General features: G+C 52.7%; 15 protein-coding genes. 9 read left to right on the top strand and 6 right to left on the bottom strand.

Annotated elements, in window-relative coordinates; genetic code table 11:
* Window positions 1-202: 202 nt before the first annotated feature.
* Window positions 203-598 (top strand): carnitine metabolism transcriptional regulator CaiF, encoded by a 396-nt coding sequence (gene caiF / locus OGY83_RS15880; protein ID WP_079937121.1) that lies wholly within the window; start codon window positions 203-205, stop codon window positions 596-598.
* Between the two features lie 76 nt (window positions 599-674).
* On the opposite strand, the gene caiE is transcribed toward caiF, so the two are convergent.
* The 6 genes from caiE to caiT all read right to left on the bottom strand — a co-directional run bounded on the left by caiE (window position 675) and on the right by caiT (window position 7,777).
* Window positions 675-1,271, bottom strand: coding sequence for a carnitine operon protein CaiE (gene caiE, locus OGY83_RS15875; protein ID WP_123268682.1), 597 nt, complete (start codon window positions 1,269-1,271; stop codon window positions 675-677).
* A gap of 55 nt (window positions 1,272-1,326) precedes the next feature.
* Window positions 1,327-2,112, bottom strand: a complete 786-nt coding sequence (gene caiD / locus OGY83_RS15870; protein ID WP_220393749.1) for a crotonobetainyl-CoA hydratase — start codon at window positions 2,110-2,112, stop codon at window positions 1,327-1,329.
* Window positions 2,113-2,166: 54 nt separating this feature from the next.
* The gene (caiC, locus tag OGY83_RS15865) at window positions 2,167-3,720 is read right to left on the bottom strand and encodes a crotonobetaine/carnitine-CoA ligase (protein ID WP_286636290.1); all 1,554 of its coding nucleotides are present in this window, start codon (window positions 3,718-3,720) and stop codon (window positions 2,167-2,169) included.
* Between the two features lie 61 nt (window positions 3,721-3,781).
* Entirely contained in the window at window positions 3,782-4,999 is a 1,218-nt protein-coding gene (gene caiB / locus OGY83_RS15860) for an L-carnitine CoA-transferase (protein ID WP_286636423.1), read from the bottom strand.
* Between the two features lie 83 nt (window positions 5,000-5,082).
* The gene (gene caiA, locus OGY83_RS15855; RefSeq protein ID WP_003018898.1) at window positions 5,083-6,225 is read right to left on the bottom strand and encodes a crotonobetainyl-CoA dehydrogenase; all 1,143 of its coding nucleotides are present in this window, start codon (window positions 6,223-6,225) and stop codon (window positions 5,083-5,085) included.
* A 34-nt stretch (window positions 6,226-6,259) separates the two neighbouring features.
* Window positions 6,260-7,777 carry an L-carnitine/gamma-butyrobetaine antiporter gene (caiT, locus tag OGY83_RS15850; RefSeq protein WP_079937117.1) on the bottom strand — a complete coding sequence of 506 codons (1,518 nt, stop codon included), beginning with the start codon at window positions 7,775-7,777 and terminating at the stop codon, window positions 6,260-6,262.
* A gap of 480 nt (window positions 7,778-8,257) precedes the next feature.
* Between caiT and OGY83_RS15845 the strand changes: the two genes are divergently transcribed.
* The 8 genes from OGY83_RS15845 to kefC all read left to right on the top strand — a co-directional run bounded on the left by OGY83_RS15845 (window position 8,258) and on the right by kefC (window position 15,908).
* Window positions 8,258-9,028, top strand: coding sequence for an electron transfer flavoprotein FixA (locus tag OGY83_RS15845; protein ID WP_286636288.1), 771 nt, complete (start codon window positions 8,258-8,260; stop codon window positions 9,026-9,028).
* 15 nt (window positions 9,029-9,043) lie between these two features.
* The gene (locus OGY83_RS15840) at window positions 9,044-9,985 is read left to right on the top strand and encodes an electron transfer flavoprotein subunit alpha/FixB family protein (RefSeq protein WP_286636287.1); all 942 of its coding nucleotides are present in this window, start codon (window positions 9,044-9,046) and stop codon (window positions 9,983-9,985) included.
* Between the two features lie 48 nt (window positions 9,986-10,033).
* The gene (locus OGY83_RS15835) at window positions 10,034-11,320 is read left to right on the top strand and encodes an FAD-dependent oxidoreductase (protein ID WP_286636286.1); all 1,287 of its coding nucleotides are present in this window, start codon (window positions 10,034-10,036) and stop codon (window positions 11,318-11,320) included.
* Complete coding sequence (gene fixX, locus OGY83_RS15830; RefSeq protein WP_048219741.1) at window positions 11,317-11,604, top strand: ferredoxin-like protein FixX; 288 nt, start codon at window positions 11,317-11,319, stop codon at window positions 11,602-11,604. Before OGY83_RS15835 ends, fixX begins: the two co-directional genes overlap by 4 nt.
* Before the next feature lie 147 nt (window positions 11,605-11,751).
* Entirely contained in the window at window positions 11,752-13,095 is a 1,344-nt protein-coding gene (locus OGY83_RS15825) for an MFS transporter (RefSeq protein ID WP_003845694.1), read from the top strand.
* A gap of 90 nt (window positions 13,096-13,185) precedes the next feature.
* Window positions 13,186-13,419, top strand: coding sequence for a YgdI/YgdR family lipoprotein (locus tag OGY83_RS15820; RefSeq protein ID WP_003018880.1), 234 nt, complete (start codon window positions 13,186-13,188; stop codon window positions 13,417-13,419).
* 103 nt (window positions 13,420-13,522) lie between these two features.
* Window positions 13,523-14,053 (top strand): glutathione-regulated potassium-efflux system oxidoreductase KefF, encoded by a 531-nt coding sequence (gene kefF, locus OGY83_RS15815; protein WP_079937112.1) that lies wholly within the window; start codon window positions 13,523-13,525, stop codon window positions 14,051-14,053.
* On the top strand, window positions 14,046-15,908 hold the full coding sequence (kefC, locus tag OGY83_RS15810) for a glutathione-regulated potassium-efflux system protein KefC (RefSeq protein WP_008786170.1): 1,863 nt from the start codon (window positions 14,046-14,048) through the stop codon (window positions 15,906-15,908). The genes kefF and kefC overlap by 8 nt, the downstream gene beginning before the upstream one ends.
* Window positions 15,909-15,967: the final 59 nt, after the last annotated feature.

Here is a 15,967-nt window from a genome sequence, read left to right as displayed (position 1 = left end):
CCCTTTTTTATCTTGCGTAAGGTCATTCCTGGACAAGTCCGTTTACGTAACCACATTTTCAATGTAATAAGCACGATATTGCTCACACTATTCAATATTTAAGTCGCATACTATCCTTCATATCCACAATTTTAATATGGCTTAGTTTTTATTAATTTGGACAGGCCGTAGCCAGATTTTTAATTTGTGAAATGGTGTGCTTATGTGTGAAAAATATGTTGAAAGACCGCTTTATTTGTTAATTGCCGACTGGATGATGGCTGAGGATCGTTGGATTACCGCCAAGGAAATTTCCCGCCATTTTGATATTGAACACTGCAAAGCAATTAATACGCTCTCTTATATTCTGTCGGAAGTGGGAGAAATTGTTTGTGAAGTTAAGATGATCCCGAATCAGATTGCTGGTCGGGGCTGCCAGTGCCAGCGTCTGGTAAAAGTCATTAGTATTGATTCTCATCTCTACCGCCGATTGAATCACAATTTGCAGGAAAAAAAGGTAAGTGTGGCGAAAACGCCGCGCCTGTCCGCTGTTCCTCCAACAGAGCTTAATCGTGAGCAGAAATGGCAGATGATGCTCTCCAAGAGTATGCGTCGCTAATAATTAGTTTGCCTGATGGTGGCATAAACGGTGATTGACGCGTAGGCCGGATAAGCGTGAGCGCATCCGGCATCAATTACTGTGCTGATTTGGGTTTTACGTCCGTCGTGCCTTTCAGGCGCGGCCGGTTTTCTTCGACCCGCGTTAAGGGCAGCGTTTCGTGTAGACCAGTTTGGCAGCGGATTGCAAGATCCTGATATTCTTTGGTGTTTAGCCGTTTCCAGTGCAGTTCCTGGTCTGTGACTTCACGCAATACGCGAGCGGGTGAGCCTACCAGCATCTGCCTTGCCTCTCCCTGAAATCCGGCTTTGACAAAGCTCATGGCGGCGACAATGCTCTCTTCGCCAATCACTGCGCCGTCCATAATGACGCTGTTCATGCCGATCAGCGCATCTCTGCCCACCACGCAACCGTGCAGGATTGCGCCATGGCCGATGTGCCCGTTCTTATGCACGATGGTATCGGTGTCGCAGTAGCCGTGCATAATGCAGCCATCCTGCAGATTAGAACCTGCCTCCAGGATCAAGCGACCATAATCACCACGCAATGACGCGTGCGGGCCAATATAAACACCGGCACCCACAATGACATCGCCAATCAGTACGGCGCTGGGATGGACAAAGGCATCCGGATGTACCACCGGAATCAGGCCCTCAAAGGCGTAGTAGCTCATCGTTTTATCTCGGTTTTATTGCCGGATAAGCGAATCGCTATCCGGCATCGGCACATTAACGACCTTTCCACACCGGGTCGCGTTTTTCGGCAAACGCCTGCGGTCCTTCAAGCGCATCTTGCGAATGCAGCACTGATGGATAGTGCTTCAGCACGCCGCTGCGGATGTAGCGGTAGCCTTCTTCCACCGGCATTTCGCTGGTGGTGCGGTAAATCTCTTTCAGTGCGGCGATCGCGAGCGGGGCGCTATTCACCAACTGCTGCGCCAGTTCACGCGCGCTATCCATCAGTTCGCTCTGGCTGACAACGCGGTTGACGATGCCCCAGCGCAGCGCTTCTTCGGCGCCCATTCGTCTGCCGGTCATCACCATTTCATTGACGATTGCCGGTGGCAGCAATTTAGGCAGACGCAGTACGCCACCGCTGTCAGGCACGATGCCGAGCTTGGCTTCCGGTAGCGCGAAGCTGGCGTTTTCCGCGCAGACGATAAAATCCGCCGCCAGCGCCAATTCAAAACCACCGCCAAACGCATAGCCGTTAACCGCAGCGATGACCGGCTTATCGAGGTCGAAAATTTCGGTTAAACCGGCGAAGCCGCCTGGGCCAAAATCGGCGTCCGGCGCTTCACCTTCAGCCGCTGCTTTTAAGTCCCAGCCCGCAGAAAAGAATTTCTCACCGCCACCGGTGATAATCGCTACGCGTAATTCCGGGTCGTCACGAAAATTAAGAAATGCTTCACCCATGGCAAAGCTGGTTTTGGCGTCAATGGCATTGGCTTTAGGCCGGTCGAGGGTAATTTCCAGGATCGGGCCGTTACGGGTCAGATGTAATGATTCACTCATAGTTCATCTCCAGATAAATAGATTTCCCGGCAGGAGGAGTTCCTGTCGGAAGGGTTATTTCAGATTTTTTTTGATTATTTTTCCTGAACAATTGCGCGGCAGGTCGGTTCTTATCTCCATAAAAGAGGGAACCTTGAATTTCGCCATATTGTTTTCGCAGAAGCTGAAGAACTCGGCTTCACTTAATGTTTCACCTTCATTAAGGACGATAAACGCTTTAATGGCTTCATCACGGATTGAATCTTTAATACCGACAACCACAATGTCCTGAATTTTCGGATGTGCAGAAATAATATTTTCCAGCTCGACGCAGGAGACATTTTCCCCGCCGCGTTTAATCATGTTGCAGCGTCTGTCGACGAAATAAAAATAGCCATCCTCATCCTGATAGCCCGAATCACCGGTATGTAACCAGCCCCCAGGTTCCAGCGCTTTGGCGGTCGCCTCCGGCTGCGCGTAGTACTCTTTGAAGATGGTTTTGCCCGGCACGCCTTTAATGCAGATTTCGCCAATTTCTCCGGCGGGCAGGGGACGGTTGTGATCGTCACGGATTTCGGCTTCATAGCTAAATCCCACGCGGCCAATGGAGGGCCAGCGTCGTTTGTCACCGGGACGGTCGCCGATAATACCGACGATGGTTTCAGTCATACCGTAGGAGGTCAGCAGCCTGACGCCAAAGCGTTCGGTAAAATCGTCTTTTTCCTGCTCAGATAAATTGAGGTAGAACATCACTTCGCGCAGGTGATGCTGTCTGTCGGTTGGTGCAGCGGGCTGCACCATTAGCGTTCTTATCATCATCGGAATGCATTCGGTAACCGTCGCCTTATATCTATGCACCTGATTCCAGAACGCCCTGGCACTGTACTTCTCTAGCAGCACAAAGGTGCTGCCTGCGGAGAATGCGGGCATTGCGGCGGTACACTGACAGTCGATATGAAAAGCGGGCATCACCGTCATGTAGACGTCATCATTACGCAGAGCAATTTGCCAGGCAGAGTAATAGCCCGCAAAACGCAGGTTGTAGTGGGTAATTACCACCCCTTTAGGTCGAGAGGTGGTGCCTGAGGTAAACAGAATTTCCGCCGTATCGTCAGTGGATAACGCAGGTGTATAGCACAGCGTGGCGGACTGGCGGGATTGCAGTTGGGTAAAGTGACTCACGCCGTCGTCAGCCGGAAGCTGTTCGCCAATCAGACAGATATGATTAAGCGGGGTGCTATTTTCCAGCCGTATCTGGCGGTACATATGATAAAACTGGGCGCTGGTGACCAGCAGGCTTACCTGGCTGTTTTGCAGGATCCAGGCACTTTCTTCACCCAGCAAGCGGGCATTAATCGGTACCATGATGGCGCCAATTTTTGCCAGCCCAAACCAGCAGAAAATGAATTCCGGACAGTTATCCAGATGCAATGCGACCTTATCGCCCTTGCGGATCCCTAAGGAATGGAACAGGTTTGCCGTGCGGTTAATCTCTTCATTGAGCGAGGCATAGCTAAACTGCCGAACGACTCCTTCGCAGGATTCGAAAATTAACGCCGTTTTATCTCCGTACACCCCGGCCAGGTCGTCCCACATCTGACGTAAGTTTTGTCCGCCAACGATATCCATATTGCTTTATCCACTGAAATCAGGCGTGAGCGCTAACCAACGAGCGGTCAGCGCGTCGCGTTTATTCCTCAACTCTGGCCAGGCCTTTGCCGACCAGCTCATTTATGTCTGCTTCGCTATAACCAATGTTTTTCAGAATGGCGGCAGTATCCATGCCATGTGACGGCATGCCGCGCCAGATTTTCCCCGGGTTGTTTTTAAATTTCGGCATGATGTTTGGCCCTTTGCAGGTGCGACCGTCCATCGTTTGCCACTGAGTGATAGATTCACGGGCAACGTACTGCGGGTTGCCTTCCAGTTCTGGAATGGTCAGCACCTTCGCGCAGGCGATGTTCAGCTCAGCAAAGCGCGCCTGGACTTCGGCGATGGTGTGCGTTGCCAGCCAGGCGTCCAGTTTCTCTTCCACGAGCGGGCCGTAAGGGCATTCCACACGATGAATAAGCTGGGTGCCTTCCGGGACTTCCGGTGTGCCAAGAATGTGGGCGAGGCCAATATCCTTGAAGCACTCGTTGATTTGCGTGATGCCGACCAGCTCCATGACGATATAGCCATTGGCGCATTTATACAGGCCGCAGCCAGCGTAATACGGGTCTTTGCCTTTGGTCATGCGTGGGCAAATTTCGCCGCCGTTGAAGTAATCCATCATGAAATACTGACCCATGCGCAGCATCACTTCGTACATAGCGATATCGATGCTTTCACCTTTACCCGTTTCGCGCACTTTGTGCAGGGCCGCCAGCGCCGCTGTCGTTGCTGTCATCCCAGAGAAGTAATCGGCGGTGTACGGGAAGGCGGGCATTGGCTGATCCACGTCGCCGTTTTGGATCAGATAGCCGCTGAACGCCTGTGCGATGGTGTTATACGCCGGAAGATTGGTGTACTCCTCGGTACCAAACTGGCCGAAGCCGGAAAGGTGGGCGATAACCAGTTTCGGGTTATGTTCCCACAGCACTTCATCGGTAATACCGCGGCGGGCAAAGGCCGGGCCTTTACTGGCTTCAATGAAAATATCGGTGGTTTCCATCAGCTTCAGAAACGCTTCCCGACCTTCATCTTTGAAAATATTCAGCGACAGGGCGTGCAGGTTACGGCGTGAGAGCTGTGGATAGTTAGGCTGCACGCGGATGGTATCGGCCCATGCGACGTTTTCAATCCAGATAACCTCAGCACCCCATTCGGCGAACATCTGTCCGGCGAACGGACCGGCAATTTCGATCCCTGAAAAGACAACGCGTACCCCGGAAAGCGGGCCAAAGGCTGGCATTGGTAAATGAGTCATCATTTTTCTCCTGGCATTTATGGGTGTCCATGTAGGCCGGATAAGGCGCTCGTGCCGCCATCCGGCCTACGAATCGTGCTGAATTAGCGGTATTGCTTGAGTACCGCACGACCCAACGTCAGGATCTGCATTTCGTCAGAACCACCAGAAACACGGTCAACGCGCAGGTCACGCCAGAAACGCGTGATGCGATGGTTACCCGCGATGCCTACTCCGCCCAGTACCTGCATAGCGGTGTCTACCACTTCGAACGCGGCATTGGCGCAGAAGTATTTACACATTGCCGCGTCACCCGAGGTAATGGTGCCGTTATCCGCTTTCCATGCGGCTTCCAGCAGCATGTTTTTCATGGAATTCAGTTTGATCGCCATGTGCGCGAACTTCTCCTGGATCAGCTGGAAACGGCCGATCGTTTCGCCAAACTGTACGCGTTGGTTGGCATAACGCGCGGCGTCTTCAAAAGCGCACATTGCCGTACCGTAGTTGGTCAGCGCGACGAGGAAGCGTTCATGGTCAAACTCTTCTTTCACACGGTTGAAGCCATTACCTTCCCGACCGAACATGTCTTTCTCGTCCAGTTCAACGTCATCAAAGGTGATTTCACAGCAGCTATCCATGCGCAGACCGAGTTTCTCCAGTTTGTTGACCTTGATACCCGCCTTGCTCATGTCAACAAACCACTCGGTATAAACAGGTTTATCCGGCGATGCACCATCTCTCGCCATCACTACGATGTACGGGGTATAGGCGCTACTGGTGATAAAGCACTTACTGCCATTAAGATAAACCTTACCATTTTTGCGTGTATAAGTGGTTTTCAGACTGCCAACATCCGATCCCGCTCCCGGTTCGGTGATAGCAGAGTTCCACATCTGCTTACCGGTGCCCTGGAACGCCATGATTTTATCAATTTGCTCCTGAGTTCCTTCACGCAGGAAAGTGTTAAAACCGCCCGGCAATTGGTACAACACGTAAGTTGGCGCGCCAAGACGTCCGAGTTCCATCCAGACGGCGGCAACGGTGACAAATCCCGCTTCCAGCCCACCGTGTTCTTCCGGGATCAACAGACTATCGATGCCCATATCCGCCAGCGCTTTTACAAAACGCTCAGGGTAGACGCTGTCGCGATCGCACTCGGCAAAATAAGCTTCCCAGTTCTCACTGGCCATCAGTTCACGAATACCGGCGACAAACAGTTCCTGCTCGTCATTTAAGTTGAAATCCATCTTTCAGCCTCTTGATCAATTGGGTTAATAAGAATTACTTGTCTTTCCAGTGCACTTTGGCGTCTTTAATAAAGGACAGCGTCACCATGATGTTGACGAAGAACAGCGGACATCCACCGGCGATAATTGCGGTCTGAATGGGCTTCAACCCACCCAGCGCCAGCAGAACGATGCCGATGACGCCGACCAGAACGGACCAACCGATACGCACCAACAGCGGCGGTTCTTCACCATCACGAACTTCGCGACAGGTGGACATCGCCAGGGTGTAGGAGCAGGCGTTAATTAGCGTGACGGTGGCAATAAAGCAGAGGATAAAGAATCCCCACATGGTGGCGGTGCTGAGCGGTAAAGCAGCCCAGGTTTCGATAATGGCGCGCGCCACGCCGTGTTGTTCAATCAGCTGCGGGATGTTGAGAATGTTTTTATCCATCAGCAGCAGCGTGTTGCTGCCAAGGACTGTCCACAGGATCCAGGTTGATGCGGTCAGGCCCAGCACCATCCCGAAACACAGTTCACGTACGGTACGACCGCGAGAAATACGCGCCAGGAAGATACTCATCTGGATGGCGTAAATAACCCACCACGCCCAGTAGAAAACAGTCCAGCCCTGCGGGAAGCCGCCTTTGCCGATGGCATCGGTGTAGAACAGCATGCGTGGCAGATGCATCAGCAGCATGCCGACCGAGTCGGTGAAGTAGTTCATGATGAAGCTGGCGCCGCTGACGATAAACACCCAGCCGAGCATCAGGAAGCTCAGGTAACTACGTACGTCGCTGGCGATCTTGACCCCTTTTTGCAGGCCGCAGGCCACGCAAATGGCGTTCAATATGATCCAGCAGGTAATGATGATGGCGTCGAGTTGCAGCGTATGCGGAATACCGAACAGCCATTGCATACACTCGGTTACCAGCGGGGTAGCGAGACCGAGGCTGGTTCCCATCGCGAAGATCAGCGCCACCAGATAGAAGTTATCGACGATGGTGCCGAACAAGCCCTTGGCATGCTTCTCGCCCACTAATGGCACCAGCGTGGAACTGGGACGGATAACGTCCATTTTGCGGACAAAGAAGAAGTAGGCGAATGCGACTGAAAGGAAGCTGTAGGTTGCCCACGGCAGCGGTCCCCAGTGGAACAAGCTGTACGCCAGAGCTATCTCTTTTGCGCCAACGGAGTTGGGGGCGAGAGCAAACGGCGGGGTAGAGATATAGTAGTAGATCTCAATGGAACCCCAGAACAGCACCGCGGCGGATGTACAGGACGCGAACATCATAAAAATCCAGCTGGCGGTACTAAACTCGGGTTTTTCGTCACCTAATTTCTTTTTCGAATACGGGCCAAAGACTAACCAGAACCAGCCGAAGAGCATGATGACCATATACCATTCGAATGCCCAACCCCAGACGTTGGTGACATAACTGAATACCGCATTAATAACGACGTTAGCGGCATCAAGATCTCTTACTGTTAGCCAACAAAGTATCCCAACAATTATTAATGGCGGAAAAAAAACCTTCGGTTCAATTCCCGACTTTCTCTTTTCATTTTTCATAAGTGAATTCCAGTGTGAAAACGAAATTTATTTAGCGTGCCCGTATGTGATCGTTTGTTTATTTGTTATTAATGATTTGTTGATAACTTTTTAACCTCTGGGGCGCCTCATTGAGTAACTCATAATGGGTATTCATTTCCGGTGATTCTGTTATCTGTGTCACACTTTTTTATGCTGGTTATTTTGTCTGAAAATCCAGGTATTTTCTTTATTAATCATTGTGTTGATGTTGGTTTTTTAACTTTTTTAAGTGACTGACGTTCAATATTGTTGAACCAGCAAACAATATTGAAAATTTTCGTGTTTGACATGTTTCTTTCAATATTGGTGAAGTACATAACACTATTGAAAGTTACGAATATCAATGTGTGACATTTTCAATATTGGTGATTAATGTTTTATTTCCGAATTAAAGAGCGTGATATCTGTATTTAACACCGCCGATATAAATACGTTTCCTTCATGATTTCTGGAGATGCAATGAAGATAATTACTTGCTACAAATGCGTACCTGATGAGCAGGATATTGCGATTAATAATGCTGATGGAACACTCGATTTCAGCAAAGCGGATGGCAAAATCAGCCAATATGATCTGAACGCGATCGAAGCGGCTTGCCAGTTAAAACAGCAGGTGGGAGAGGCTCAGGTTGTGGCCATGAGCGTCGGCGGCAAAGCGCTGACCAATGCAAAAGGGCGCAAAGATGTGCTCTCCCGTGGCCCTGACGAACTGATTGTTGTCATTGACGATCAATTTGAACAGGCGCTGCCGCAACAAACCGCCACCGCGCTGGCTGCCGCCGCACAAAAGTCAGGTTTTGATCTGCTTATTTGCGGCGACGGTTCTTCCGATCTTTATGCTCAGCAGGTTGGTCTGCTGGTGGGCGAAATGCTGAACGTGCCGGCGATTAACGGCGTGAGTAAAATCCTCTCTCTTACCGACAACACGCTGACGGTAGAGCGTGAACTGGAAGATGAAGTTGAAACCCTGAGTATCCCGCTTCCGGCGGTGATCGCGGTTTCTACTGACATCAACACCCCTCAAATCCCTTCCATGAAAGCCATTCTTGGCGCGGCGAAAAAACCGGTTCAGGTCTGGTCATCTGCGGACATTGGTCTGAACGGCGCGCAAGCGTATTCCGAACAACAGGTTGCCGCACCGAAGCAGCGCGAGCGTCAGCGCGTTGTGATTGAAGGTGACGGTGAAGAACAGATTGCCGCGTTTGTCGAGAATCTTCGCAAAATCATTTAATTATCAGGGGATGTTATGAACAAATTTTCCAGTGTCTGGGTATTCAGCGATACCCCTTCTCGTCTGCCGGAACTGATGAATGGTGCGCAGGCTTTAGGTGAAAACGTTAACACATTTGTACTCAGCGATGAGGACAGCGCGGCGGCATGCCATTTAGGCGCAGCTCATGTCTGGCTGCTCAGCGGCAAACCAGAAGACCGTATGGTTGAAGACTACGCCGATGCGATGGCCGAGACCATTCGTCAGCACAGCGAGGGCGGCGCGGTGCTGCTGCCGAATACGCGTCGGGGCAAGCTGTTAGCGGCAAAGCTGGGCTTTCGCTTGTCGGCTGCGGTTTCAAACGACGCCAGTGCAGTCGCGGTGGAGGACGGAAAAGCAGCGGTCAAACATATGGTCTACGGCGGCCTGGCGATGGGAGCAGAAACAATCGCTTCACCGTTTGCTGTGATCACACTCAGCAGCGGAACGTTTGACGCGCAGCAACCGGATACCGCCCGCAGCGGCGAGGTGCACACCGTCCAGTGGCAGGCTCCGGCTATTGCCGTGACCCGTACGGCAACTCAGGCGCGTCAGAGCAACAGCGTCGATCTCGACAAAGCCCGTCTGGTGGTCAGCGTGGGACGCGGTATTGGTAGCAAAGAAAATATCTCGTTGGCTGAAGCATTGTGCCAGACCATTGGCGCTGAGCTGGCCTGTTCGCGTCCGGTGGCTGAAAACGAGAAGTGGATGGAGCACGAACGCTACGTCGGCATTTCCAACCTGATGCTCAAACCAGAACTGTACCTGGCCGTGGGGATCTCCGGGCAGATCCAACATATGGTCGGCGCCAACGGCGCGCAGACGATTTTCGCCATCAACAAAGATAAAAATGCGCCGATCTTCCAGTACGCAGATTTTGGCATCGTTGGCGATGCGCTGAAGATCCTGCCTGCGCTGACGGCTGCTCTGGCGCGTTAAACCATTCGGGCAGGGTGCGAAAGTATCCTGCCACTGACAGGAGTACGTATGTCCGAAGATATCTTTGATGCCATCATCGTGGGTGCAGGTCTGGCCGGTTCGGTTGCGGCGCTGGTGCTGGCTCGGGAAGGTGCACAGGTGCTGGTCATCGAGCGCGGCAATTCTGCTGGCGCGAAGAATGTCACCGGTGGGCGCATGTATGCGCATAGCCTGGAGCGCATCATTCCCGGTTTTGCTGAGCAGGCTCCCATTGAACGCATAATTACCCACGAAAAACTCGCCTTTATGACCGACAAAGGGGCGATGACCATCGACTATTGCAATGGTGAAGAGGCCGCATCGTCGCAGGTTTCTTATTCCGTCTTACGCAGCAAATTTGACGCCTGGCTGATGGAGCAGGCCGAGGAAGCGGGAGCCCAGCTTATCACCGGTATTCGCGTGGATAACGTTGTGCAGCGAGAAGGCAAAGTCGTGGGCGTGGAAGCCGACGGCGATATTCTGGAAGCCAAAGTGGTGATCCTCGCTGACGGGGTGAATTCTTTGTTGGCAGAAAAACTGGGCATGGCCAGGCGCGTTGAGGCATCTCATGTTGCCGTTGGCGTAAAAGAGCTGATCGAATTGCCAAAATCGGTGATTGAAGATCGTTTCCAGTTACAGGGGAACGAAGGCGCAGCCTGCCTGTTTGCCGGTTCACCGACCGATGGTCTGATGGGCGGGGGCTTCCTCTATACAAATGAAACGACCCTTTCTCTGGGGCTGGTCTGCGGGCTTCATCATCTGAAAGATGCTAAAAAATCGGTCCCGCAAATGCTGGAAGATTTCAAACAGCATCCGGCGGTTGCCCCACTGATCGCCGGTGGCAAGCTGCTGGAATATGCCGCGCACGTCGTACCGGAGGCCGGTATGAATATGCAGCCTGAACTGGTGGGTGACGGAGTACTGATTGCCGGTGATGCTGCCGGAATGTGTATGAACCTCGGCTTTACCATCCGCGGTATGGATCTCGCCATATCAGCAGGCGAAGCGGCGGCGAAAACGGTGCTTTCCGCGATGAAGCGCGACGACTTCAGCAAGCAGTCGCTGGGCGAATACCGTCAGCATCTCGATGATGGTCCAATGCGCGATATGCGCATGTATCAGAAGCTTCCCGCTTTCCTTGATAACCCACGCATGTTTACCGCCTATCCCGAAATGGCGGTCAGTATCGCGCGCGACCTGTTCACCGTGGATGGTTCCGCTCCGGTGCCAATGCGCAAAAAAATCCTGCGCCATGCGAAGAAAGTGGGCTTCATCAACCTGATGAAAGATGGCCTGAAAGGAGTGACCGTATTATGACATCTCCCGTCAATGTGGACGTCAAACTGGGCGTCAATAAATTCAATGTGGATGAAGACAGCCCGCATATCATTCTCAAAACCGATCCTGATAAACAGACGCTGGAAGTGCTGATTAAGGCTTGTCCAGCCGGACTGTATAAAAAGCAGGACGATGGCAGCGTCCGTTTTGATTATGCCGGATGCCTGGAGTGCGGAACGTGCCGCATTCTCGGACTTGATACAGCGCTGGAAAAGTGGGAATACCCGCGCGGGACATTTGGCGTGGAGTTTCGCTACGGCTAATAAGTACGAGGTTGTGCACCCGTAGGCTGGATAAGACGCGTTAGCGTCGCCATCCGGCAATCATGTGGCGCCAATGCCGGATGGCGGCGTAAACGCCTTATCCGGCTTACAGATGACGCTTTGCCCGTGTTGAAACAGGAAGTCGCTATGCAGCAGCCCAGGAACTTTGATGACATCAAATTTACCTCTATTCACCGCCGGATAATGCTGTGGGGAAGCGGTGGGCCATTTCTGGATGGTTATGTGCTGGTGATGATTGGCGTGGCGCTGGAACAGCTCACGCCAGCATTGAAACTGGACGCACAGTGGATTGGTCTGCTGGGTGCCGGCACGCTCGCCGGTCTGTTTGTGGGGACGTCGCTGTTTGGCTACATTTCCGATAAGGTCGGGCGGCGCAAAATGTTCATCATCGATATTATCGCCATTGGTGTGATATCGGCGGCAACCATGTTTGTTTCCTCGCCCGTTGAGCTGTTGGTGATGCGCGTGTTGATCGGCATTGTGATTGGTGCCGATTATCCGATTGCCACCTCGATGATTACCGAGTTCTCCAATACCCGCCAGCGCGCTTTCTCCATCGGTTTTATCGCCGCGATGTGGTATGTCGGCGCTACCTGTGCCGATCTGGTCGGTTACTGGCTGTATGATGTTGAGGGCGGATGGCGCTGGATGCTGGGCAGCGCGGTGATCCCCTGTATTTTGATCCTGATTGGGCGCTTCGATCTTCCTGAATCGCCGCGCTGGCTGCTGCGTAAAGGTCGGGTGAAAGAGTGTGAAGCGATGATGATCAAACTGTTCGGCGAACCGGTGGTGTTCGACGAAGAGGCACCGCAGGAGACGCGCTTCCTACAGCTGTTTAACCGCCGCCATTTCCCGTTTGTACTGTTTGTCGCCGCTATCTGGACCTGCCAGGTGATCCCGATGTTCGCCATTTATACCTTTGGTCCGCAGATTGTTGGACTGTTGGGGCTTGGTGCCGGGAAAAGCGCGGCGTTGGGCAATGTGGTGATAAGCCTGTGCTTTATGCTGGGGTGCATTCCGCCCATGTTCTGGCTCAATAGCGCGGGCCGTCGGCCATTGTTAATTGGCAGCTTTATAATGATGACGCTGGCGCTGGCCGTGCTGGGGTTAATTCCTGATATGGGGGCGTGGCTGGTGGTGCTGGCGTTTGCCGTGTACGCGTTTTTCTCGGGAGGACCGGGAAATCTGCAGTGGCTGTACCCAAATGAACTGTTCCCTACCGATATTCGCGCGTCTGCCGTTGGGGTGATTATGTCCTTAAGCCGCATCGGCACCATTGTTTCAACCTGGGCGCTGCCGGTATTCATCACCAAATACGGGATCAGCAATGTCATGCTGATGGGCGCAGGAATTTCGCTGATTGGCCTGCTTGTGTCCATCGCTTTCGCCCCGGAAACGCGAGGTCTGACGCTGGCGCAAACCAGTCAAATGACGATTCGTAGTAAGCCCGTGACCCGGGCGGGCTATTAGGAGTGTTCTGTATTTTCCCTGCAACTCAGTTAGTTAGCCTACAGTTAACAGGTATATCACTGAAAACAACTGAAAAGCAGGGAGAACACCATGCAAAAACATATCCTGATCACCTCAATTTTTACCGCAGCAGCACTATTTACCGTGGCCGGTTGTTCCTCAAACCAGGCGGTTAAAACCACCGATGGTAAAACGATTGTCACCGATGGCAAACCGCAAGTCGATGATGATACTGGCCTGGTATCGTACAAAAATGCCCAGACGGGTAAGACGGAACAGATTAACCGCGATCAGGTTAAGGATATGAGTGAGCTGGATAACTAGTTCAGTTTTCTCCATTCAGCCACTCAATAATATTGACTGTTAGCCTGCGGATTAAGTGACTAAACTCACTGTTATTACAATAATGCAGTGAAACAGGCTAATCATGATCCTCATCATTTATGCGCATCCCTATCCGCAGCACTCGCATGCGAATAAGCGGATGCTTGAACAGGCAAGGACGCTGGAGGGCGTGGAGATCCGCTCGCTCTACCAGCTCTACCCCGACTTCAATATCGATATTGCCGCTGAACAGGATGCGCTGGCACGCGCTGATTTGATCATCTGGCAGCATCCGATGCAGTGGTACAGCACACCTCCATTACTCAAGCTGTGGATGGACAAGGTCCTTGCACACGGTTGGGCGTACGGCCACGGTGGAACTGCGCTGCACGGTAAACATCTGCTGTGGGCGGTGACGACCGGCGGCGGTGAAAACCACTTCGATATTGGCTCCCATCCCGGATTTGATGTGCTTTCCCAGCCTTTACAGGCAACAGCGCTCTATTGCGGCCTCAAATGGCTGCCGCCGTTTGCGATGCACTGTACGTTTATCTGTGATGATGAAACGCTGCAAGCGCAGGCGCGTCACTACAAACAGCGACTGATGGAATGGCAGGAGGCACACCATGGATAGCCATACGCTGATACAGGCGCTGATTTACCTCGGTTCGGCGGCACTGATTGTCCCCATCGCCGTACGGTTGGGGCTCGGGTCGGTACTGGGGTATCTCATCGCCGGGTGCATTATCGGTCCATGGGGCCTGAGGCTGGTGACGGATGCCGAATCCATCCTGCATTTTGCGGAGATCGGCGTGGTGCTGATGCTGTTTGTTATCGGTCTGGAGCTGGATCCGCAACGTTTGTGGAAACTTCGAGCCTCGGTGTTCGGCGGCGGCGCGCTACAGATGGTGGTATGCGGGGGCCTGATTGGTGTGTTCTGTATGTTCCTCGGCCTGCGCTGGCAGGTAGCGGAACTGATCGGCATGACGCTGGCGCTTTCCTCTACGGCTATCGCTATGCAGGCGATGAATGAACGCAACCTGATGGTTTCACAAATGGGCCGCAGCGCGTTTGCCGTACTGCTGTTCCAGGATATCGCCGCTATTCCATTGGTGGCGATGATTCCGTTACTGGCAGCGAGCGGTGCATCGACAACGCTTGGGGCGTTTGCATTGTCTGCCCTTAAGGTAGCGGGCGCACTGGTATTGGTGGTGGTGTTGGGGCGTTATGTCACACGTCCGGCCTTGCGTTTTGTCGCACGTTCGGGCCTGCGGGAAGTATTTAGTGCCGTTGCGCTGTTCCTCGTGTTTGGCTTCGGTCTGCTGTTGGAAGAGGTTGGATTGTCGATGGCAATGGGGGCATTCCTGGCCGGGGTGCTGCTGGCAAGCTCTGAGTATCGGCATGCGCTGGAAAGCGACATTGAGCCGTTTAAAGGACTGCTGCTGGGGCTGTTTTTCATCGGTGTGGGGATGTCTATCGACTTTGGTACGCTGATTGATAATCCCTTGCGCATTATCATTTTGCTGGTCGGTTTCCTGGTTATTAAAACCGTCATGCTGTGGTTGATAGCGAAACCGTTGCAGGTGCCGAACAAGCAGCGCCGCTGGTTTGCCGTATTATTAGGGCAGGGCAGTGAGTTTGCTTTTGTGGTGTTTGGCGCGGCGCAAATGGCAAATGTGCTCGATCCCGACTGGGCGAAATCGCTGACGCTGGCGGTGGCGCTATCGATGGCGGCTACGCCGATTTTGCTGGTGATTTTGACGCGTTTGGAAAAGTCGGCGACTGAGGAAGAGCGGGAAGCCGATGAAATCGATGAGGAGCAACCGCGGGTGATCATCGCCGGATTTGGGCGATTTGGCCAGATAACCGGTCGTCTGTTGTTGTCCAGCGGTGTCAAAATGGTGGTTCTTGATCATGACCCGGACCATATCGAAACGCTGCGTAAATTCGGCATGAAGGTTTTCTATGGCGACGCGACCCGGATGGATCTGCTGGAGTCTGCCGGGGCGGCGAAAGCTGAAGTCATTATTAATGCCATTGACGATCCGCAAACCAGCCTGCAGTTAACCGAAATGGTGAAAGAGCATTTCCCGCATCTGCAAATTATTGCTCGTGCGCGCGACGTGGATCATTACATCCGCCTGCGCCAGGCGGGCGTGGATATGCCGGAACGTGAAACCTTTGAAGGTGCACTGAAGACCGGACGTCTGGCGCTGGAGGGACTCGGCCTTGGGCGCTATGAGGCGCGTGAGCGGGCCGACGTATTCCGCCGATTCAATACCATGATGGTAGAGGAGATGGTGAAAGGGGAAAATGACGCGACTTCCCGCGCGGCCGTTTATAAACGCACCAGCGCAATGCTGAGTGAAATTATTGCGGAAGATCGTCAGCACTTATCGTTAATTCAACGCCATGGCTGGCAAGGCACGGATGAAGGTAAGCATACGGGCGACGTCGCCGATGAGCCGGAAGTGAAACCGTCAGCATAGGGTAAAAAATGTGATGTTCTGCAAACTTTACTGCTAATTGGCTGTTTTTGAACTACTGT

It is taken from the genome of Citrobacter sp. Cpo090 (assembly GCF_030332665.1).
GTDB lineage: Bacteria > Pseudomonadota > Gammaproteobacteria > Enterobacterales > Enterobacteriaceae > Citrobacter > Citrobacter portucalensis.
This window is presented reverse-complemented; position numbering and strand designations above follow the sequence as displayed.